The 19,484-nt window shown below is 28.7% G+C and carries 26 protein-coding genes and 1 rRNA gene; 20 read left to right on the top strand and 7 right to left on the bottom strand.

What is annotated here, in order from left to right:
• Positions 1-167 precede the first annotated feature (167 nt).
• Positions 168-288 (top strand): 5S ribosomal RNA (gene rrf, locus ACR0P1_RS05035).
• Positions 289-707: 419 nt separating this feature from the next.
• Here rrf and ACR0P1_RS05030 read toward each other — a convergent pair.
• Complete coding sequence (locus tag ACR0P1_RS05030; RefSeq protein WP_432645325.1) at positions 708-899, bottom strand: hypothetical protein; 192 nt, start codon at positions 897-899, stop codon at positions 708-710.
• Positions 900-1,160: 261 nt separating this feature from the next.
• On the bottom strand, positions 1,161-1,319 hold the full coding sequence (locus ACR0P1_RS05025; protein ID WP_432645324.1) for a hypothetical protein: 159 nt from the start codon (positions 1,317-1,319) through the stop codon (positions 1,161-1,163).
• A gap of 550 nt (positions 1,320-1,869) precedes the next feature.
• Here ACR0P1_RS05025 and ACR0P1_RS05020 point away from each other — a divergent pair.
• From ACR0P1_RS05020 to ftsY, 11 genes are all read left to right on the top strand, one after another.
• Positions 1,870-2,235 (top strand): ribonuclease P protein component 4, encoded by a 366-nt coding sequence (locus ACR0P1_RS05020; protein ID WP_432645323.1) that lies wholly within the window; start codon positions 1,870-1,872, stop codon positions 2,233-2,235.
• Entirely contained in the window at positions 2,204-2,461 is a 258-nt protein-coding gene (locus tag ACR0P1_RS05015) for a YhbY family RNA-binding protein (protein WP_432645322.1), read from the top strand. Before ACR0P1_RS05020 ends, ACR0P1_RS05015 begins: the two co-directional genes overlap by 32 nt.
• Positions 2,462-2,556: 95 nt before the next feature.
• Positions 2,557-2,994, top strand: a complete 438-nt coding sequence (locus tag ACR0P1_RS05010) for a 30S ribosomal protein S19e (protein ID WP_432645321.1) — start codon at positions 2,557-2,559, stop codon at positions 2,992-2,994.
• 21 nt (positions 2,995-3,015) lie between these two features.
• A complete protein-coding gene (locus tag ACR0P1_RS05005; RefSeq protein ID WP_432645320.1) occupies positions 3,016-3,372 on the top strand; it encodes a DNA-binding protein in 357 nt (118 codons plus the stop codon).
• A gap of 5 nt (positions 3,373-3,377) precedes the next feature.
• Positions 3,378-3,962, top strand: coding sequence for a DUF7411 family protein (locus tag ACR0P1_RS05000; protein ID WP_432645319.1), 585 nt, complete (start codon positions 3,378-3,380; stop codon positions 3,960-3,962).
• A 26-nt stretch (positions 3,963-3,988) separates the two neighbouring features.
• Entirely contained in the window at positions 3,989-4,144 is a 156-nt protein-coding gene (locus ACR0P1_RS04995; protein WP_004032463.1) for a 50S ribosomal protein L39e, read from the top strand.
• A gap of 12 nt (positions 4,145-4,156) precedes the next feature.
• Positions 4,157-4,402, top strand: coding sequence for a 50S ribosomal protein L31e (locus ACR0P1_RS04990; protein ID WP_178786903.1), 246 nt, complete (start codon positions 4,157-4,159; stop codon positions 4,400-4,402).
• Between the two features lie 42 nt (positions 4,403-4,444).
• Positions 4,445-5,119: a translation initiation factor IF-6 gene (locus tag ACR0P1_RS04985; RefSeq protein ID WP_432645318.1), complete on the top strand. Its 675-nt coding sequence runs from the start codon at positions 4,445-4,447 to the stop codon at positions 5,117-5,119.
• Positions 5,120-5,143: 24 nt separating this feature from the next.
• The gene (rpl18a, locus tag ACR0P1_RS04980; protein ID WP_432645317.1) at positions 5,144-5,368 is read left to right on the top strand and encodes a 50S ribosomal protein L18Ae; all 225 of its coding nucleotides are present in this window, start codon (positions 5,144-5,146) and stop codon (positions 5,366-5,368) included.
• 20 nt (positions 5,369-5,388) lie between these two features.
• On the top strand, positions 5,389-5,823 hold the full coding sequence (pfdA, locus tag ACR0P1_RS04975) for a prefoldin subunit alpha (RefSeq protein WP_432645316.1): 435 nt from the start codon (positions 5,389-5,391) through the stop codon (positions 5,821-5,823).
• 186 nt (positions 5,824-6,009) lie between these two features.
• Positions 6,010-7,533, top strand: a complete 1,524-nt coding sequence (ftsY, locus tag ACR0P1_RS04970; RefSeq protein ID WP_432645315.1) for a signal recognition particle-docking protein FtsY — start codon at positions 6,010-6,012, stop codon at positions 7,531-7,533.
• A 211-nt stretch (positions 7,534-7,744) separates the two neighbouring features.
• On the opposite strand, the gene ACR0P1_RS04965 is transcribed toward ftsY, so the two are convergent.
• On the bottom strand, positions 7,745-8,122 hold the full coding sequence (locus ACR0P1_RS04965; protein ID WP_432645314.1) for a DUF4258 domain-containing protein: 378 nt from the start codon (positions 8,120-8,122) through the stop codon (positions 7,745-7,747).
• A 52-nt stretch (positions 8,123-8,174) separates the two neighbouring features.
• On the opposite strand from ACR0P1_RS04965, the gene ACR0P1_RS04960 reads away from it, so the two are divergent.
• Positions 8,175-9,629, top strand: a complete 1,455-nt coding sequence (locus tag ACR0P1_RS04960) for a sodium-dependent transporter (RefSeq protein WP_432645313.1) — start codon at positions 8,175-8,177, stop codon at positions 9,627-9,629.
• A gap of 370 nt (positions 9,630-9,999) precedes the next feature.
• Here ACR0P1_RS04960 and ACR0P1_RS04955 read toward each other — a convergent pair whose 3' ends face one another.
• Complete coding sequence (locus ACR0P1_RS04955) at positions 10,000-10,695, bottom strand: CPBP family glutamic-type intramembrane protease (RefSeq protein WP_432645312.1); 696 nt, start codon at positions 10,693-10,695, stop codon at positions 10,000-10,002.
• A gap of 251 nt (positions 10,696-10,946) precedes the next feature.
• Between ACR0P1_RS04955 and ACR0P1_RS04950 the strand changes: the two genes are divergently transcribed.
• The 5 genes from ACR0P1_RS04950 to ACR0P1_RS04930 all read left to right on the top strand — a co-directional run bounded on the left by ACR0P1_RS04950 (position 10,947) and on the right by ACR0P1_RS04930 (position 16,234).
• Positions 10,947-11,126 (top strand): MarR family transcriptional regulator, encoded by a 180-nt coding sequence (locus ACR0P1_RS04950; RefSeq protein ID WP_432645311.1) that lies wholly within the window; start codon positions 10,947-10,949, stop codon positions 11,124-11,126.
• Positions 11,127-11,586: 460 nt separating this feature from the next.
• Complete coding sequence (locus ACR0P1_RS04945; protein ID WP_432645310.1) at positions 11,587-11,979, top strand: (deoxy)nucleoside triphosphate pyrophosphohydrolase; 393 nt, start codon at positions 11,587-11,589, stop codon at positions 11,977-11,979.
• Position 11,980: 1 nt separating this feature from the next.
• Positions 11,981-12,136, top strand: coding sequence for a hypothetical protein (locus ACR0P1_RS04940; protein WP_432645309.1), 156 nt, complete (start codon positions 11,981-11,983; stop codon positions 12,134-12,136).
• Positions 12,137-15,094, top strand: a complete 2,958-nt coding sequence (locus tag ACR0P1_RS04935) for a DEAD/DEAH box helicase (protein WP_432645308.1) — start codon at positions 12,137-12,139, stop codon at positions 15,092-15,094. It abuts the gene before it with no gap.
• A 201-nt stretch (positions 15,095-15,295) separates the two neighbouring features.
• A complete protein-coding gene (locus ACR0P1_RS04930) occupies positions 15,296-16,234 on the top strand; it encodes a hypothetical protein (RefSeq protein ID WP_432645307.1) in 939 nt (312 codons plus the stop codon).
• A gap of 52 nt (positions 16,235-16,286) precedes the next feature.
• On the opposite strand, the gene dmpI is transcribed toward ACR0P1_RS04930, so the two are convergent.
• Entirely contained in the window at positions 16,287-16,475 is a 189-nt protein-coding gene (dmpI, locus tag ACR0P1_RS04925) for a 4-oxalocrotonate tautomerase DmpI (RefSeq protein ID WP_432645306.1), read from the bottom strand.
• 64 nt (positions 16,476-16,539) lie between these two features.
• Between dmpI and ACR0P1_RS04920 the strand changes: the two genes are divergently transcribed.
• Complete coding sequence (locus ACR0P1_RS04920; RefSeq protein ID WP_432645305.1) at positions 16,540-16,998, top strand: dCTP deaminase; 459 nt, start codon at positions 16,540-16,542, stop codon at positions 16,996-16,998.
• The gene (locus ACR0P1_RS04915) at positions 16,995-18,530 is read left to right on the top strand and encodes a thiamine pyrophosphate-binding protein (protein WP_432645304.1); all 1,536 of its coding nucleotides are present in this window, start codon (positions 16,995-16,997) and stop codon (positions 18,528-18,530) included. The genes ACR0P1_RS04920 and ACR0P1_RS04915 overlap by 4 nt, the downstream gene beginning before the upstream one ends.
• 29 nt (positions 18,531-18,559) lie before the next feature.
• Here the strand turns inward: ACR0P1_RS04915 and ACR0P1_RS04910 are convergent, their stop codons facing one another.
• The gene (locus tag ACR0P1_RS04910) at positions 18,560-18,817 is read right to left on the bottom strand and encodes a hypothetical protein (RefSeq protein WP_432645303.1); all 258 of its coding nucleotides are present in this window, start codon (positions 18,815-18,817) and stop codon (positions 18,560-18,562) included.
• Entirely contained in the window at positions 18,814-19,371 is a 558-nt protein-coding gene (locus ACR0P1_RS04905) for a DUF2953 domain-containing protein (protein ID WP_432645302.1), read from the bottom strand. The genes ACR0P1_RS04910 and ACR0P1_RS04905 overlap by 4 nt, the downstream gene beginning before the upstream one ends.
• Positions 19,372-19,484 lie beyond the last annotated feature (113 nt).

Here is a 19,484-nt window from a genome sequence, read left to right as displayed (position 1 = left end):
TGGTCTCGTTTCGATCCCAGTAGTGAAGTCCTTTTGTGTTTTGTTTGTGTACTATGGTATTTTCTATGGGAATTTCCTTTCGCTGCAAGCCTTTCTTTATATTACATTTATTACTTAATTATTTACTTACTTTATTTATTTTGTTATTTTCATTGTATTGTAGTGAGTTTTGCGGTCATAGCATGGGAGTTTATACCTGGTCTCGTTTCGATCCCAGTAGTGAAGTCCTTTTGTGTTTTGTTTGTGTACTATGGTATTTTCTATGGGAATTTCATTTCGCTGCAAGCTCATTATATTTATAAACTTCCAAATCTACTTTTTCTTAGTTTAATAACTATTTAATATTTTAAAATTCTTTTTTGATTATTTATTGTAAATTTAAGAAATAGTTAAATATTATTTTTTATATAATTATTATTGTCGTATCATTTTTTGACCAATGCCTTCGGTCCTTTTATGAGGAAAGTTGATACTGTCTATGATTAGAAGAAACCCAGCATTGGATAGGCTGCCAGTTTCGAGGGTTACTCGAGGAGCGAAGGGTATTCTAGCAATGATTCAAGAGAGTTAGTATACTGGCAATATATAAAAATTTATTACTTTTAATGTGTTTAGAGAAAATAAGTAATTTAAGAAAGTGAAAATAAATATATTTAAAATTAAAATATGGTTTTTCAACTTTCAGAAATTAACTATTATTTATTTTACTATCTTCTATTTTTTGTATAGCCTGCTTTTGTCATTACATCATCAATGATGCTATTTATTTCGTCTTTACTTTCATTAGACATATTATTCCACATAGCTTCCCTTTGTATTTTTTCAACATACACAATTGCTGCATCAAGTTCTTCAAAATTGAAAAAATATTCTTTATTATTATAATAATTCCTCTTCATTTTCTTCCTCATATGTTTGTCCATTTTGATAAATTGAATCTTGAGAAGTACTTGAAAAATTAGAATTATCTCCCATTCCATCATCTTCGAATTAAGAGAATGAACAAATGAGGAGTATCCTATTATTTTAAATTCGTTTAAATTTTTTCTTAATATTTTCATATAATTATTCAACATCTTTACTTCAGCTTGGTCAATATTCCCATCTACTGCTATGAATAATTTACCTATCATTTCATAATCCATGAATAATAATTCAGTTTATTTAATATTAGAATTATGTTCTTTTTTTCTAAATTCATCTAATTCATGAAGTATCATAAAAGACCGTGGTAACCAAGTAAGGTCAGTTTCTAATGCTACTTCCATCATGGAAAATAACTCTCCTTTTGTCCAAGTTGAATTAAAAATATATTCCATAAATGCAACTTCATTATCATCTAATACTCCATCTGATATTCCTAAAAAACTTAAAAATACAAAAAATCATCTAAGAATATTTTTGGAATATTATGATTAGGTGTTGATTTTAAATAACTAATAATTGTTCTTTTAAAATTTCGAAATCACTCATATTAATCCATCCTTGTTTTATTCAATAAATTTTCTTATGAGTTATAATATTGTTATAACCATGGGTATATATTTAATGTTTTTAATTTAAATTCTTTGTTATATATGAGGTTTGAGGTGAAATTCATAATAAAATAATTTCAGGTTTACTAATTTTTTAAAGTTTAATTTTTTAGAGGTATTGAAGTTGTAATGAAAGAAAATTAATAAAATATTATTTTTTTAAAAGTTGTTTTTTATATAAATATACAAACATTTATTAATGTTAATAAATATAATTAATCTTAATATTCATATTAACCTAAGGTTAAATTTTAACTATGGTTTTTGTTTTAATTTGCGCAAATCATTTTAATCCAATCATGAATATTATATCCTACATAAAAGAGAGGATATTTTGAGTAGAGGAAAAAGACCAAAGTGGATGATTGAAATAGCTAAGGAAAGAATGGAAATTCTTTTCAACCGTGCAGAGATGGAGTTCATCAGCCATCCTGAAAGATCCAACAGATATGTGGAACTTGCATTAAAATTATCTACTAAATACAATACTAAAATTCCTGAAAAATGGAGCAGAAGATATTGTAAAAATTGTAAAAGTTTCCTCTCACCTGGTCGCAATTGCACCGTCCGGCTAGTTAATTCTGAAGTTAACATTTTTTGTGGTGAATGCGGTCATGTAATGAAAATTCCATATCATAAGGAAAAGAAAGATAAAAGGAGAGCAAAATATGAGTCAATCAAAAAAAGAAATGATGAATAGAGCTCTTTCCGCTATGACAATTAACATTGGTAAAAATGGTATTAATGAAAATGTTATTGAAGAAATTAAACGCCAGCTTACTGCTAATGAACTTGTCAAACTTAAATTTGCAAAAAATATCGCTAGAGATAAAGATAAATTCATAGATGATATTGTCTCTCAAACTAGAGCTAAGCTTATTGATGTTAGAGGACATGTCGCTGTAATTTATAAAAAAAAGCCTTAAACATTATAAATTTAGAGTTACGGGCCCTATTTTTTAGGTCTTAAATTTACAGTGGATTAAGCTACAATTATTTAATAGAATATTGGAGAATTAATATGACTACTGTATTTGATGTACCTGCAGATTTATTAATTGAAAAAGTCGCAGATGAATTTAAAAATAATGATAAAATCAATTCCCCTGCATGGTCCAATTTTGTTAAAACTGGTGTTCACAAAGAAAGAAAACCTGAAAACGTAGATTGGTGGTATGTAAGGGCTGCTTCCATTATTAGAAGAGTATATATGGACGGTCCAGTGGGAGTTATGAGTTTAAGAACTTTCTACGGTGGTAAAAAAGACCGTGGTGTACGTCCTGAAGTATTTAAAAAAGGTAGTGGATCTATTATTAGAACCGCATTACACCAATTAGAAGATGCAGGACTTGTTGAAAAAGTTGAAGGTGGAAGAGTTGTTACTCCAGCAGGAAGATCATTTTTAGATAAAATTTCTGCTGAAATCATTAAAGATGTTCCTGGTCTTGAAAAATACTAATTATATTTTGGAGAGTTTGATATGAGCAATTTAGATGAAATTCGTCAAAAAAGAATGGCTGAATTACAAGCTCAACAAGCTGCTATGCAGAATCAAGCACAACAACAAGCTATGGCTCAAGCACAACAGCAAGAAGCAGAAGCAAAATTTGAATCTCAGAAAAAACAAATTATTGCTCAAATTATGACTTCTGAAGCTCGTAATAGGTTATCTAATCTTAAATTAACCAAACCTGAACTTGTTAATCAAATTGAACTTCAATTGATTCAGTCAGCACAGGCTGGAAGTTTAAGAGGAAAAGTAACTGATGAACAGCTTAAAGTTCTTTTAAGACAAATTGCTGGTCAAAAAAGAGAAATTAAAATTACAAGGAAATAATATTAATGAATGTTGGAGTATTATATAGTGGAGGTAAAGATTCATCTTTTGTAGCAGTAATGCTTAAAAGATTAGGTCTTGATGTAGAACTATGTACTGCAAACTTTGGTGTTTACGATTCATATATTCCGGCAAGTAAATCTGCTAAAGCATTAGGTTTTAAACATAATGTCTTAGAAATGGATTATGACATTTTGGATAAAACTTGTGACATGATTATGGATGATGGATTTCCAAATGATGGAATTAAATTTATTCATGCTCAAACTGTTGAAAAGCTTGCAGATGATTTTGATATTATTGCAGATGGGACAAGGAGAGATGATAGAACTCCTAAATTGAATATTAATCAAATCAAAAGTCTTGAAGATCGTAAAGATGTTCAGTATATTAATCTTGATAGTTTTGGACACAAATCTGTTAGGTTAATAACTTCAAGTTTATTTGAAATCTCTCATGAGAAGTCAAATAAGGACAATAGTTCTGATTTTGAAGTTGAGATAAGAACTTTGATTGATGAAAAAGGAGGAAATTCATTGGATATATTCCCAGAACATTATCAAACTCGTGTTATTGGATATAAAAAATAATTATTATATGTATTACAGGTGAGAAAATGAGTAGAAATAAACCATTAGCTAAAAAATTAAGAATGGCAAAAGCAAACAAACAAAATAGGAGAATTCCAATCTGGGCTTATGCTAAAACTAACCGTAAACTTAGATACAGACCAAAACCTAGACATTGGAGAAGGAATAGTCTTAAATTATAATGAGGGGTTATTATGGAAAGAGTTTACACAATTCCACTTAGAAATGTTAAAGAAATTAAAAGAACTATCAGAGCTCCTAGAGCTATTAGGGAAGTTAAAAATTTCTTAACTAAACACATGAAAGCTGAAGAAGTCAAAATTGATGAATCAATCAATCATGCTATTTGGGAAAGAGGTATCCAAAAAATACCTTCTAAGATTACTGTAAAAGCAGTTAAAGATGATGATGGTGTTGTAACAGCTACTTTAGCAGAATAGCTTTGTTCACTACCATACTATTGAGTAACATGAGGTAACAATATGTTAAAAAGAGTAGATATCGTAGGAAATCCAAACATTGGTGTTTTTATCCTAGCAACTGATGACTTTGCTATTGTTCCTTATAATCTTTTAGATGAAAAAGCGGATATTATTAAGGAAGCATTGGACGTTGATGTTATTAAATCATCTGTTTCTGGATGTAGTCTTATAGGATCTTTAGCTGTAGCTAATTCAAAAGGAATGGTTGTTTCACCACATGTCTTAGATAGGGAAATTAAACAGTTTGAAGATTTAGGTATTAATGTTGCTACTGTACCAGGTCAATACACTGCATTAGGCAATATCGTTGCAGCAAATGACAAAGGTGCTATCGTAAGTCCATTTTTATCCAAAGAAGCAATTAGCATTATTGAAGAAACTTTAGATGTGGATGTTGAATCTACTTCTATGGTTGGAAGTGACATCATTGGATCTATGATTCAGGTTACAAATAAAGGATTTTTAATAAGTTCAAATGCTGTTCAATCTGAAATTAGTTTTGCTCAAGAAGTATTTGGTGTAGAAGGGAATATTGGTACTGTTGGAAGAGGTATTTCTTTAGTTGGGGCTTGTTCCATTGCTAATTCAAAAGGAGCAATTGTCGCTAAGGACAGTACTGGTCCAGAAATGGCTAGAGTTGAAGAAGCATTAGGCTTTTTAGATGATGATTTTTAATTAATATATCTTGAGGGATTTTATATGATAACAAAAATTTACAGAGTTAAAGGTACTTTTGTAATGGGCGATGAGTATCATGAGTTCACTAAAGAATTCAAAGCTACTTGTGAAGCAGATATCGAAGAAAAAATCTACGAACGTTTCGGAAGTAAACACAGTATTAACAGGAATCAAATTTCTATTTCAGAAATTGTAGAAATTGCTCCTGAAGATGTCGTTGACCCAATTGTAAAAGAAATTTTATAGACACTTTTGAAGGTGTTACTATGGAAGATCAGCAAAAATTAAACAATCTTCTTAACGAAATTAATGTATACAGGCAACAAGCTGATTTAATTCAACAACAAATTGAATTAATCAGAGGATCCATGGCTGAAGTTGAAGCATTATTCTCTACTTTAAGTGATATTGAAGGTAAAGAGTCTGTTGAAGCTTTTGTACCTGTTGGTGCTGGTTCATTTGTTAAAGGAGAACTTAAAAGTACTGATGAAATTATTGTAAGTATTGGAGCAGGACTTGCTGTTAAAAAAGATGCTGATGGTGCTCGTGAAATCTTAAACGGGCAAAAAGAAGACTTAACTGATAGTTTAGACAAAATGTTAGCTAATTTACAACAATGTACTGATATTATTGGTAGTCTTCAAGCTCAAGCTGAACAAATTGCAGCAGCGGCTCAAGGAAAAATGACCCAAATGGGATAATTTTTCCAACTTATTTTTTTATTTTTTATATATTCTATGCACTATTTTTTTTCAATGATTTGAAATATTGTTGACATTTTTTTATTTTTATATAAACTAACTAAAATTCTTATTTTTTTAAATATTATAAAGAATATAAATAATTAATAATTAAAATTTTTAACTAACTAAAAGGTTGGGTTAATTTTGTTTGAATCATTAAAAAAGAAATTTTCACGTACAAGTGAAAAGTTAGAAGAGGAACTCATTGAAGAAGCAGAAAAAGAAGACAATCTTCAAGAAGAATCTGGTAAAAGATTTTCTTTCTTTTCATTTGGTAGAAAAAGAAAAGAAAAAGTAGAAAAAGATGAGTCTGAGTTACTTCCTGAAGTTGAAGATGTTAAAGAAGAATCTGATGTATTGGAAGTTAAGGATACTAAAAAAGATGTTAAAAAAGAGCTTGATATATCAGAAGTGGAAGTTAATGAGGAAGAACCTGCTGAAGAAGATAAAGAAGAAAAATCAGGATTGTTATCAAAGATTAGGGAATCATCAACTAAAGAAGATATATTTGAGGATATTGAAGAGGAAGATATTGAAGATTTAGATGATGAAGAAGTTCATAAAGATGTCAAAGAAGAAAAAAAAGGATTATTTGGTAGATTAAAACAATCATACACTAAAGAAGATTCATCCAAGGAAGACACTGAGCAAATTTCCGATGAAATTGATGCTGCTGAAGAGCCTCAAGAGGAAGAAGAAAAATCTCACTTCTGGAACAGGAATAAAGATAAAAAAGAAGATAATTCTGTTGATGGGGAATCTACTGGAGGATTATTTTCTTTTGTTCGTGAAAAAACCATTCAGGAAAAACATGTGGATGATATTTTATTTGAACTTGAAATGGAACTCTTGCAAGGGGATGTTGCAATGGAAGTAGCTAGTGAGGTTGTGGAAAGTGTGAAAGAAAACCTTGTAGGTAAAAAAATTAAAAGAAGTAATGATATTACTGAATATACCTTTTTAGCACTAAAAGATGCAGTATCAGATATCATTAGCATTCCGGGCAAATCCATGACTGAAATGATTGAAGCTAAAAAAGCTGAAGGGGAACCATTAGTTGTAATGTTTGTTGGAATTAATGGTACTGGAAAAACAACAACAATTGGTAAATTAGCTAATTTTTATATGAAGAAAGGTTATACTCCAGTTATTGCTGCTTCAGATACTTTTAGGGCGGGAGCTATTGAACAAGTAACTTATCATGCTGACAATGTTGGTGTTAAAATCATTAAGCACCAAAAAGGATCAGATCCTGCTGCTGTTGCATTTGATGCTGTTGAACATGCTCGTGCACAAGGAAAAGAATTAGTTTTAATTGATACTGCGGGTAGAATGCAAACTAATACTAACCTTATGGATGAAATGAAAAAAATTAAGAGAGTTTCAAAACCTGATTTAGTAATATTTGTTGGAGATGCTTTAACAGGTAATGATGCAACTGAACAAGCTAAAAAGTTTAATGAAGCTATTGATATCGATGGTGTGATATTAACTAAAGCTGATGCAGATAGTAAAGGTGGAGCTTCACTTTCTATTGGTTATGTAATTAAAAAGCCAATAATGTTCCTTGGTATGGGTCAAGGATATGATGATATTAAGGAGTATGATTCTGAATGGATGTTAAATCAACTATTCAGTGATGATGATGGTGCTGAAATTGAAGAATAATATTCAGGAGTTATGAATTTATTCATTGACTATATTCATTATTTAAAAACATTATGAAGTCTTCAGTTTGAATGTATTGATGTAGTTTCTTGTGTTATTACTCAGAATTGAATTTTGATAAAAACATTTCACAAGTAAATTAGAAAATATGGTGTAACTGTAGTAGTAGGGTATGGTATAATTAATTTATTAGTGGTGAATAATTTATCAATTACCCTTTTCTTTTTGAAATAGCTTTTATTCTCTTCTTTTCTATATTTTTATGTTTTTTTGATTGATATTGTCTTTTTTGTCGTTCAGTTGTTGTTTCGTTATTTCTCATTATAGTTACAAGGTCAATCGAATTTCCATTAATCGCCATTATGATTCTAATTTCTTTATAATCTTTATTTGATGGAGCATCATATACTGCAGCATACATGTTATTCTCAACATGTTCATATTTAATTGGGTCCTCGTCCATTAAGCAATCAACAATGTATTCTCTAGATATTCCATTGTCTTGTAATCGTTCATTGAAATGACGATTTTCAAAACACCAATTTATTGATGATGTTTCACCTATTAAAAATTTATCAAATGCGTTCATTACAATTTTTTTATGTAAAGTTTATTATATATATTTTCATAAAATATTATGTATGTCTGAACAACCGCAATGGAATTCATCCATATCATTTATTTTTGCAATGATTGGTGCAGCAGTAGGTCTTGGGAATATATGGCGTTTCAGTTATGTGCTTTATTCTAATGGTGGGGGGTCATTTTTTATCCCTTATCTTATTGCAATAGCTATTATGGGAATTCCTTTTTTAATTTTAGAATATGGTGTGGGATTCTCATTTAAGGATTCCTTTTCGAAGATTTTGAAGAAAATTAAGCCTAAGTTTGAGATAATTGCTTGGATTTTGGTGTTATTTGTATTCATTGTTGTTATTTATTATCTTGTAATTCTAGGTTGGGATTTAGTATATCTATTTAGTAGTTTTACATTTAATTGGGGAACTGATACTGCATCTTATTTTATAAATACTGTGGGTGGAAGCTCTGATCTTACTAATATAAGTTTCTTATTAATTCCTACCACAATTGCTGTGTTATTATTATGGATTTCAGTGTGGTTTATATCTTATAGGGATGTTGATGAGGGTATTGGTCGTGTGTCTAAAGTACTTATTCCTTTATTATTCATAATCATGGGATTTATCATTGTTTATTCATTAACACTTCCCGGATCAATGATTGGAGTGAATACTCTCTTAAATCCTGATTGGAATAGTCTTTTTAATGTGAATATTTGGCTTGCAGCATTTTCACAAATTATTTTTTCATTAAGTATGGGGCAGGCTATTGCAGTCACATATGCAGGATATTTGCCTGATAACTCAAAATTAATTGATAATGTATTGATTGTAGTATTTTCAAACTCTATTTTTGAAATTTGCACTGCATTTGGTGTATTTTCAATTTTAGGTTATATGTCTTATATGAATGGAATACCTATGGTTGAACTAATTGCGGAAGGTACTAGTTTGATATTTGTTGTTTTTCCAATGGTTTTCAATGTCATGGGGCCAATTGGCCGTATCATAGCTCCAATGTTGTTTTTAGCAATATTATTTGCAGGTATTACTTCAGCTTTAGGATTTTTAGAACCAATGTTAAGTTCGACTGCAGAAAAACTTGGATGGTCTCGTAAAAAAGCAGCTACTGTATTATCAATCATAGGTTGTGCATTTTCCATTCTGTTAACAACTGGAATCAGTAGTTATATGGTTGGTATTATTGATTCATTTGTAAATGAATTTGGGATTTTACTTTTAATTGGTGTTCAATGTATAATATTTGCATGGTTCTACGGTGTGGAGAACTTTTTACCAGTTTTAAATGAACGCTCTTCTTTCATTGTCGGTAAAAAGTGGATGTTTGTAATTAAATATTTGTTACCATGTGTTTTAATAATTATGTGGGTTATTGGTATTGTACAATTGTTCACAAGTGCTCAGACATTTGAAATTGTAGTTGATTTAATAATTATTATTTCAGTTTTAGTTTCATCTGTTTTCTTAACAAAACTTAAGCCAAGTGAGGAATAATTTCTCTCACTTGAATTATTAATTTTGGATTTAATTATTTGATAATTTAATAAATTTATTGTTAAATTATTAAAGCTATTTTTTATTTAATGATTTAATATCACAATTTCAACAGTTAACATTATGTACTGATATACATTAATTAATTAAGTTCATAGGTTTTGTATGCATCATAAGCAGCATACAGATGATATAATGTTGAAATCCCACTTCCCATCATATTATTTAAAGCATAATAAATCACTATATGAAGTAAAATCATTACAATTAGAAGTTTTATACCTCTTTTATCTTTACCATTTAATATTTGACCTAATCCGGAATTATCAATGATGCTAATGCATTTAAACGTTTATCTCTTATCATTTTATCACAATCCAAATAATATTAATATGAAAATTATTCCATCGGTTAATAGATGACTTAAATAGGGTACGAATAAATTTTTAGTTTTAATATATCCGTAAAACTCAAATATTGATCCAAGTCCCTGGAGCAAGAGCAGTGAAATAATGGGTGTTTCAAAATCATAGTGCAGGAGTCCAAAGAATATCAAAACAATAAATGTGGATATTATGATTGAGAATCTACGATTATTTGTACTTTTATAAACTAATCTCATTAGAAATACAAATGGAATGAATTTAATTAATTCCTCTCCCATCATTGAAAATATTAGTGAAATCAGAGATTCTACATTGACTGTAAGTCCACTAGATGTTGTTGTACTAATTTTTAAAAAAATATCTATGGCTTCACCTATAATTAGTGCATAGATGAGATAACTAACAAAAAGAAGTATTGCAAGTTTAATTTCATTTTTTGTTGGTTTATGAAGAATTAATGATAAATTCCAATCGGAATAGTACATTAAAGGCACGAGTAGAACTGTACAGAATATAAAACTTGCGAGAAATTCAGATATTTCTTCAAAAAGAGCATAAACTAAGAAAGATATTGGTATGCAGCATAATAATACAATCCATGCACTTTTTGAGAGCTGTGGATTATGATTGTAATATGGAATGTCACGTTCTTTATTTTCAAAATTGAAATATTTGCTCATTATATCCCTTAAATCAAATTATTATGTACATTTTATGTTTTTAATCATATTATAATTTTATTAAATAAAAATAGTATTTATGATAGTGTTTGTGTTGCTATGCAAGGCGTTTAAATCTACAAACATTTAAAAGTTAAGTAAGCAAAAAATATTAACGGTTTAAATTTATAATTTAAGTCGGTATTGTGGAGGTAACATTCTATTTACTAATAAGGATGTCTCTTTAGATGTTAAGTTAATTAGGTGATAAAATGAGTGATAAAGAAAAAGTCATTGAAGCATTTAGAAGTTCAGAAGAACCATTAAATGCAAAAAAAGTCAGTGAAATATCTGGTGTTGAGAAAAAAGAAGTAGATAAAATAATGAAAGAATTGAAAAAAGATGAAACAATAGTTTCACCTAAAAGATGTTATTGGACTCTTAATGAGTAAATAACATTTTTTATCTTTTTTTTAGCTTAAATTATTATATAATTAAAAACTGTACAATAAACATCAATACAAGTAATATAAATGCTATTCTTATTTTGTTCTGATTTTCTGCATCTTTATTGATAACTAATAATATTGCGATTATTACAAGGAAAATAAATAATATAATTCTTAAAATTGTTAGTAAATCCATTTTTTTCACGTTCCTAAAACTTTTATTATTTAAGTAAGTTTATTAAAACTTTTTTGTTATTTTATTTGCTTTTTGTTTTAGATATTATTTTTTATTTAAAAATGGAGTCATTTTTTTATTTTTCTTTAAGCTATGGTGATGTAGGTTATTTTAATGTTGTTTTAGAAGTGTATCAATTTTAGCGATATAAATTTTAAAATTCAATTTATTCTCCTAAAATAAAATTTATAATGTAAGCTGCTAAATATAATGTCAAGGTGAGATGTTATGAAAACATTAAATGTTGTTGCAGCTATTATTAAAAAGGATAATAAGATTTTAGCAACAAAAAGGGGTTATGGTGAGTTTATTGATATGTGGGAGTTTCCAGGTGGAAAAATAGAAGATGGTGAAACAAAAGAGGAAGCTCTTATAAGAGAAATTAAAGAAGAACTTGATTGTGTAATAGAACCCATTAAATTTGTTTTAGACTTGGAATATCAATATCCTACTTTTTATCTTAAAATGAGTTGCTTTGAATCAATAATTGTGAAAGGGACTCCAAAACTAATAGAACATAATGATGCAAAATGGTTAACTAAAAATGAATTGGATTCAGTTAATTGGATTCCTGCAGATATTCAAATTATTGGTTATTTAAAAGAAACAATGGGTGATTAGTATGAGTGATAAAAGATTAGAACTTGCAAAAAGTAAAAAAGTTGAATTGGAAAATAAACTTGAAAAAGTTAAAGGAACACCAAGGGAAGAAGAGTTCAAACTTCAAATTGAAAAACTCGAACAATTAATCAAACATCTTCAAAAAGAGCAGATTTAAATGAACATGGATGAAATTTTAAATGGGGCAAAAACTGCGTTTATAGATGAAAAATCAGATTCTAGTTTAGATTTTAGGCCAAAATTACTTTGCAATAGTAAAGAAACTAAAATTATCAATTCCATTCGTGATGAACTTCAAAATTGTAATGAATTTATCATCTCCTCAGCATTTATCACATTAAGTGGTTTAACTCCTCTTTTAGAGGAATTCAAAAATTTAGAAAGAAACAATATCAAAGGTAAAATTCTCACGACTGATTATTTAACTTTTACAGAACCAAAAGCTTTACGTAAGCTTCAGGAATTCAATAATATTGAAGTTAAACTTTACAGTCAAAAAAATGAAGGATTCCATACTAAAGGATATCTTTTTAAGAAAGATGATGTTTATAAGGGCATTGTTGGAAGTTCTAATTTGACAATGAATGCATTGTCTATAAATAAGGAGTGGAATGTTGAATTTACTTCTTTAAAAGAAGGTAAAATCCTAACTGAAATTAAAAATGAATTTTTCACATTGTGGGATAGTGCTGATGAATTGGATAATGTCATTTCAGAATATGAAAAAATATATAATGATAATAAACGTTTTACTGAGTTAAGGAAAGTTACAAGCGAAATTAAAAATAAGGATGCTACATTAATTCCAAATGTCATGCAGGAGCAATTTATTGAAAATTTGCGGAATCTTATTAAACAGGGCGAAAAAAGAGCTATTTTAGTATCAGCAACTGGTACTGGTAAAACTTATGCATCTGCTTTTGCGGTAAATGATTTTAAACCTAAAAGATTTTTATTTTTAGTTCACAGGGAACAAATTGCAAAACAATCAATCAATGCTTATAAAAATGTCTTTAAAGATCATGAAAATTTTGGGTTATTGTCTGGAAATTCCAAGGATTATGATAAGAATTATCTTTTCTCAACAATTCAGACAATGTCTAAGGAGGATGTGTTTACAAGATATGATAAAAATTATTTTGATTATATTATTATTGATGAAGTCCATAAAGCTGGTGCTTTAAGTTATCAAAAAATTTTCCATTATTTTAATCCTAAATTTTGGCTTGGAATGACTGCATCACCTGAGAGGACTGATGGATTCAATATTTATGATTTGTTTGATAATAATATTGCTCATGAAATTAGACTTCAAGAAGCTCTAGAGGAGGATTTGCTATGTCCGTTTCATTACTTTGGAATTAGTGATGTCACTTTTGATAATGGTGAAATTGATGATGAGTTTACAGATTTTAATTTGCTTGCATCAGATAAGCGTGTTGATTATTTGATTGATAAATCAGAGTTTTATGGATATTCTGGTGATAGGAGAAAAGCATTAGTATTTTGCTCCAGGAAAAGTGAAGCAAAGTTATTGTCAGAGAAGTTTAATAAGAGAGGTTATAAGTCAGCTGTTTTAACTGGTGATGATTCACAGGATAAAAGACTTGAAGCTATTGATAGATTGACGAATGATAAAAATCCGGATAAATTGGAATTTATTTTCACTGTCGATATTTTTAATGAAGGGGTGGATATTCCTGAAATTAATCAGGTATTGCTGGTTAGGCCAACTGAATCTCCAATCATCTTTATTCAGCAGCTTGGAAGGGGTCTTAGAAAATATCAGAATAAAGAATATGTTGTTATTATTGATTTTATTGGTAATTATAAGAATAATTTCATGATTCCAATTGCACTTTCGGGAGATAGATCTTATGATAAGGATAAAATCCGTAAGTTCTTAATGGAAGGAACTAAGGTTATTCCAGGACCTTCTTCAATTAATTTTGATGAAATTTCTAAAAAGCACATATATGAGTCAATTAATAATTCATCATTCTCAAAAATAAGTGTATTTAAAGAAAAATACAAGAATTTAAAAGATAAGTTAGGTCGCATTCCTTTATTATATGATTTCGCAATCAATAGTGAATTTAATCCTGAAATTATCTTAAATCACTCTAAATTTGATTCATATCATAATTTTTTAGATTATGTTGATGATGATTATAATTCCATATTAAGTGACTCTGAAGTTGCATCTCTTAAATTCATTTCTAAAAAATTAATTAAAGGAATAATGCCACATGAGCTTATTATTTTAAGTTGTCTTAAATTTAATAATTATTTCACTGTTAATAATGTTGAAAGATATTTAAAAGAAGAATATGGTCTTTCAAATCAATTTAAATCAATAAAAAATGCTATCAACTATTTGAGTATGAATTTTTATAGAAAAGAGACCAGTGATGAGTATCAAGCAAATACTGTTAAAAGTTTTGTTTCAAAAGATGAAATCATAGATTATGAAAATATTTTCTTTAATTTTGATAAAGAAATTTATGATGATTTAGAAAATAATAAGGATTATAAATTTATGATTTCTCCATATTTTAAATCTAGTCTGCTTAATCCAGTTTATCTAAATCATTTTGAAGATGCTATGCGATATGCATTCTTTAAATATTCTCACATGTACCATGATGATAATGAATTTAAATTGTATGAAAAATATTCAAGAGAGGATGTTTTGAGACTTTTGAATTGGGAGAGATTTATGAATGCTCAAAATGTTGGTGGATATAAAGTCAAGTACAATACTTGTCCGATTTTTGTAACTTACAACAAAAGAGAAGACATTTCAGAAACTATTAACTATGAAGATCAATTTATATCAAAGCAACTCTTTAGTTGGATGAGTAGAAACAACAGGAAAGTATCAAGTTCCGAATTGCGTCCAATAGTCAACTACACAGATTTGGATATTGAGCTATTTATTCAGAAAAATAATGATGAGGGTATTGAATTTTATTATATTGGTAAGTTAACACCATTGGAGCATAAGCAATTTTACCGTGAAATTGATGGTAAAAAACATCCCATTGTCAACTTCAAATTTAAAATTGGCACTGAAGTTAAGGATGAACTTTACAGTTATTTTGTAAATGATTAGCTAATTATGAAAAATTCATTATCTTTTTTATTTCTAGTTTCATGTAAGTAGCTATAAATTTAAAAAATTAGGAAAATATGATTTATGGAGCTATTTTAGTGTTTTATATTGTTTCAAGAAGTTATGAAGTAAATTCATTAATTTTAGATTAACTTAAAATTTTCCCATAATTTATATTTATCTGATAAATAAATTATTAGTATGGATAGAAAATATCTACGAGAAAATAAAAGCTCTTTCAATATTGTTAAGGGGTCTAAAATATATGCTAAAATAGCTGAATATGAAGATGCCATTTTTATTAGGGATTTGTTGGTTCAATATGATTGGAATTTAGATAAAATATCTTCTATTGTTAAAAAAGAAGATGATTATTTGGTTTTAACTATAATCGATGAAAAATTACATTTACTTGCAAAAAGTAAAACTCAACTTACTCCCCAAGCAATTACAAATCTCATTAAAAAGTTCAAAAGGAATCCAAATAATTCAGCTTATGGTTTAAACATTACAAAGGTATTTGATACATTCGTAATTAAAAAGCAAATTGCAGGTGATGAGTATATATTCGGATATTATGATGATTTGGAAGATGCACAATTTGTTAGAAATATTCTCTTAGATAATAATTGGGATATTAATTCTTTTAGGGAAATAGAATTTGATGATGAGACATACACTTACAGAGTTACTAGTATAATTGATGATAAGGTTTATGTTTTAGGTAATTTTAAAACTAAGAATGAAATTGATATTAAAAATGTTCATGAAGAGTTCTTAGCGAAGATATCAAAGCATAAATATGGTCTTGCGACATATCCTTACTTGGATTTTTTGAAAGATAAAATTCCTGAATTAGAAGAGAAATTCCAAGTTAAAACAAAAGATGATACATGGTCGTTTGATAATGTCAATGAAAACGAATCGATTTTAGATCAAGTTATTTTTAATCTAACTCCGTTTCAACAGGCAGTTCTGGATGTAATAGATGAAGATACATCATTTGATCAAATTAAAAAGTCATTAATTAGATATAATTCTAAAAATTTTGATAAAAAAATATTGAAGAATTTAGATGAGCTAATGGAATTAAAACTCATAGAAAAAATAGATGATAATTACTCTAAAATAAATTCATAAACTTCCTTGAATTTAAAGGAGAGTTTTTATTTTCTCTCTATTAATTAAATGATTATTTTTTATCACTTAATAATTCACCAGCAACACCAATATCATCAAAGTTATAACCCTGAACCAATACAGTTATTGCTTCTATTGGCAAGTCATATGCTTCAGATACTGCTTCAGACACTTTTTTTATCATTTCTCTTTTCTTTTCTATAGTTATTCCATTATTTCCAGCTATTGTAATTACGGGCATTTTATCACCATTTAAAATATATTAAGTATTGAATATAAATAGATTATTAAAAGGATTTGATATAATGCTTGGTGAAAAAAAACTTGTTAAGCTATTTCCGGAGTTTGCTGATTTAGTACAACCTTCTGGAATTGATTTGGAACTAGATAAGATATATGAGCAGGTGAATGGTGGATCTTTAATTGATAATGAAAAGAATCTACCTGAAATTAAAGAAATGGAAGGTGATATTTATACTTTAAAGCCTCATACTGCATATCTTGCAAGTATTAAAAGAAAAATTAAAATCCCAAAGGGATATACTATGCTTTATCTTCCAAGGTCAACACTTCTCAGATCTTTTGTTTCTGTTCAAACAGCTGTGGGAGATCCTGGATTCTATGGGACTCTCATGTTCATGATTTACAATCATGGTGATTTTGAATATAAAATTAAATCCGGTGATAGGATAGCTCAAGCGGTTGTATTTCCAGTTGATGGTTCTGGCGAGTATAATGGATCATATCAAGAGGTGGAAGATTGAATGTAGCTAACAAATTTGTTGAAATCCTTGAAGAGGAAGGAATTGAAAATATTTTTGGGATACCTGGCGATCAAATAATGCCTGTTTACAAAGCATTATCTGAATCTAATATTAATCATGTATTAACAAGGCATGAACAAGCAGCAGCCCATGCAGCAGATGGGTATTATAGATCAAGTGGTAAAATTGGTGTTTGTATTGCAACAGCTTCTCCTGGAGCATTAAACTTTACAATGGCAATTGCAACAGCTTTTAAAGATAATATTCCATTACTTATCTTAACTGGAGATAATGAACTTAAATATAAGGGAACTGATTATTTTCAAACCACTCCTCAATTGGAAATTTTTAAAAACATAACTCAAACATCTTACAATCCGTTAAATGGGACGGAAGCAATCTATGTTTTAAGAGCAGCTATTTATGAACTCAAAACTATTCCAAAAGGGCCAATTCATATTAATCTATCAAAGGATGTTTTACTGGAAGAGGATTTTGATGATTTTGAATTATGCTACTTATGTGAAAATGATTTATCAAACATATCCAAAGCTCAAGAGTTAATAAACAATGCAGTAAAGCCGTTGTTTATTTTGGGTGCAGGTGCAATCTCACAAAGAGAAAATATTGAAATGTTATCTAAAAAGTATCAAATCCCCGTTACCACAACATTTCATGCAAAAGGAATCATATCAGAATATGATGAGTTGAATTTGGGTCTTGTGGGAATACGTGCAACACCCAGAGCGAAATATGCGATGGAAAATGCAGATTGCATAATTGCATTAGGTATAAAAGCATCAGAAAGGACTTTACCTAAAATTCCTAAGAATTTGATTCATGTAAATATTAATTCTGATGTTTTAATTGGGGATTATCCAATTCAAGGTAAAGTTGAAGATTTTTTACTTGAAATTAGCTTTAAAAAAGTCAATTGGTTGAGTGAAATTCTAGAAATTGAGAATGAAGTCAAAATAGATGGTCTTGATGCAGATTTGAAACCCCAAGCAGCTATTAAAAGAATTTTAAATAAATTCTCTAATAATATTATTGCATCAGATGCAGGATCACATACCACTTGGACAACACTTCTTAAAAAATCTTTAAAACCAGGACAATTGTTGTTTTCAGGAGCAATGGCTCCAATGGGGTATGGGCTTCCAGCAGCTATTGGTGCTGCAGTTGCAACTGGTGAAAAAATAATTGTGATTAATGGTGATGGAGATTTCCAAATGAATCTCCAAGAATTAGCTACAATCCGTGAAAATAACTTGAATGTAATTATTTTCATTTTAAACAATTCAGAATATGGTATTATCAGACAATGGGAAGAGTCAATGTATGATATGGAACCATATCAAGTCAACTTAAATAATCCTAATTTTACAAAATTGGCTTCAAGCTATGGAATTGATGCTGTTAGGGTTGATAATTTGACGGATTTGGAATTAATATTGGAAAAAGAGTTAGCAGGGCCTCTTGTTGTTGAGGTTGTTGTAGAAAGTGAAGATATTCCGCTTCCAAAAGTTTAAGAAAGTGTTTTATATGATAATTAGGATATTTAATCAATAAATTCTAAATAATTTTTGACAACTTGATTAACATCAACGTCATCGACTAACGGTGCAAAGTAGTATTCATTATTCTCATCATAAATGATTCCGATGGGCATAATTGATACGGAACTTATTTGGCTTTTTACTTGAAAAAATTCACTCTTAAATACGAATGTAAGTCCATAGAGTTCATGAAATTCATATTCGGTAATAATTTTAATGTTTGACATATCTGAGATGAATTTTTTCACGTTTTCTTTCATTTTCTAACCTCTTTTATTAATGTTCTCACTTCTTTTTTAGAAATCAATTTCAGAATTGGAGGAATTAATTTTAAGAGATTTATCTCAAGTTCATTAGTGCCTTTTACGTCAAAAACACTTCCAGTAAATGAAGGTTCAGCACTCAATCTCGCATTCTTATGGCAAGAATTTACAATTACGATGAACCCCCAAATGTATCCAATATACTTTGCTGTATCAGTGTATGAGTCCATACCAAAAATAAGGTGATTTTCAAGTTTTTGAACTTTAATACATTTCATAAATGATTTTAAAAATATTTTAAAATGTTCAAAACAGGGTTTAGCTATTTTAAATAGTTGTTTTATATCCTTATTGGATTTCTCTTCATCCTTATCCTCGTTTTTATCTTTATTTGATGATTGCAGATCTGATGAATATACTTTAATTTTCCTTAAAATGAATATTTGTAGACATCCTTTAAGTTTACTGCCTGTTTTGTCATAAATTAGTGATATTTTAATGCCAAAATAAAGTAGGACAATAATGAAAAATAGGATTATTAAAATAATCATTAGGAAGATATGGAAGCCCTCACTAATAATACCCTCTCCGTATAATCATTGTTTATCATCACTTATTATATTTTTGCTAAACCATTTCATTAAAAAAATTATATTTATTACTT

The sequence above is a fragment of the Methanobrevibacter sp. genome, from assembly GCF_050872065.1.
In the GTDB taxonomy this organism is placed as follows: Archaea; Methanobacteriota; Methanobacteria; order Methanobacteriales; family Methanobacteriaceae; genus Methanocatella.
This window is presented reverse-complemented; position numbering and strand designations above follow the sequence as displayed.

What these genes read in the sequence shown, in the direction of transcription:
- pfdA (WP_432645316.1), top strand. Translation starts at nt 5,389, where the DNA reads ATGGAAGATCAGCAAAAATTAAACAATCTTCTTAACGAAATTAATGTA.
- ACR0P1_RS05025 (WP_432645324.1), bottom strand. Translation starts at nt 1,319, where the DNA reads ATGGAATATATTTTTAATTCAACTTGGACAAAAGGAGAGTTATTTTCC.
- ACR0P1_RS05010 (WP_432645321.1), top strand. Translation starts at nt 2,557, where the DNA reads ATGACTACTGTATTTGATGTACCTGCAGATTTATTAATTGAAAAAGTC.
- ACR0P1_RS04995 (WP_004032463.1), top strand. Translation starts at nt 3,989, where the DNA reads ATGAGTAGAAATAAACCATTAGCTAAAAAATTAAGAATGGCAAAAGCA.
- ACR0P1_RS04965 (WP_432645314.1), bottom strand. Translation starts at nt 8,122, where the DNA reads ATGAACGCATTTGATAAATTTTTAATAGGTGAAACATCATCAATAAAT.
- ACR0P1_RS04960 (WP_432645313.1), top strand. Translation starts at nt 8,175, where the DNA reads ATGTCTGAACAACCGCAATGGAATTCATCCATATCATTTATTTTTGCA.
- rpl18a (WP_432645317.1), top strand. Translation starts at nt 5,144, where the DNA reads ATGATAACAAAAATTTACAGAGTTAAAGGTACTTTTGTAATGGGCGAT.
- ACR0P1_RS04955 (WP_432645312.1), bottom strand. Translation starts at nt 10,695, where the DNA reads ATGAGCAAATATTTCAATTTTGAAAATAAAGAACGTGACATTCCATAT.
- ACR0P1_RS04985 (WP_432645318.1), top strand. Translation starts at nt 4,445, where the DNA reads ATGTTAAAAAGAGTAGATATCGTAGGAAATCCAAACATTGGTGTTTTT.
- ACR0P1_RS04940 (WP_432645309.1), top strand. Translation starts at nt 11,981, where the DNA reads ATGAGTGATAAAAGATTAGAACTTGCAAAAAGTAAAAAAGTTGAATTG.
- ACR0P1_RS04990 (WP_178786903.1), top strand. Translation starts at nt 4,157, where the DNA reads ATGGAAAGAGTTTACACAATTCCACTTAGAAATGTTAAAGAAATTAAA.
- ACR0P1_RS04950 (WP_432645311.1), top strand. Translation starts at nt 10,947, where the DNA reads ATGAGTGATAAAGAAAAAGTCATTGAAGCATTTAGAAGTTCAGAAGAA.
- ACR0P1_RS04935 (WP_432645308.1), top strand. Translation starts at nt 12,137, where the DNA reads ATGAACATGGATGAAATTTTAAATGGGGCAAAAACTGCGTTTATAGAT.
- ACR0P1_RS04920 (WP_432645305.1), top strand. Translation starts at nt 16,540, where the DNA reads ATGCTTGGTGAAAAAAAACTTGTTAAGCTATTTCCGGAGTTTGCTGAT.
- ACR0P1_RS04945 (WP_432645310.1), top strand. Translation starts at nt 11,587, where the DNA reads ATGAAAACATTAAATGTTGTTGCAGCTATTATTAAAAAGGATAATAAG.
- ACR0P1_RS05015 (WP_432645322.1), top strand. Translation starts at nt 2,204, where the DNA reads ATGAGTCAATCAAAAAAAGAAATGATGAATAGAGCTCTTTCCGCTATG.
- ACR0P1_RS04905 (WP_432645302.1), bottom strand. Translation starts at nt 19,371, where the DNA reads ATGATTATTTTAATAATCCTATTTTTCATTATTGTCCTACTTTATTTT.
- ACR0P1_RS05005 (WP_432645320.1), top strand. Translation starts at nt 3,016, where the DNA reads ATGAGCAATTTAGATGAAATTCGTCAAAAAAGAATGGCTGAATTACAA.
- ACR0P1_RS04930 (WP_432645307.1), top strand. Translation starts at nt 15,296, where the DNA reads ATGGATAGAAAATATCTACGAGAAAATAAAAGCTCTTTCAATATTGTT.
- ACR0P1_RS04910 (WP_432645303.1), bottom strand. Translation starts at nt 18,817, where the DNA reads ATGAAAGAAAACGTGAAAAAATTCATCTCAGATATGTCAAACATTAAA.
- ACR0P1_RS05000 (WP_432645319.1), top strand. Translation starts at nt 3,378, where the DNA reads ATGAATGTTGGAGTATTATATAGTGGAGGTAAAGATTCATCTTTTGTA.
- dmpI (WP_432645306.1), bottom strand. Translation starts at nt 16,475, where the DNA reads ATGCCCGTAATTACAATAGCTGGAAATAATGGAATAACTATAGAAAAG.
- ACR0P1_RS05030 (WP_432645325.1), bottom strand. Translation starts at nt 899, where the DNA reads ATGAAGAGGAATTATTATAATAATAAAGAATATTTTTTCAATTTTGAA.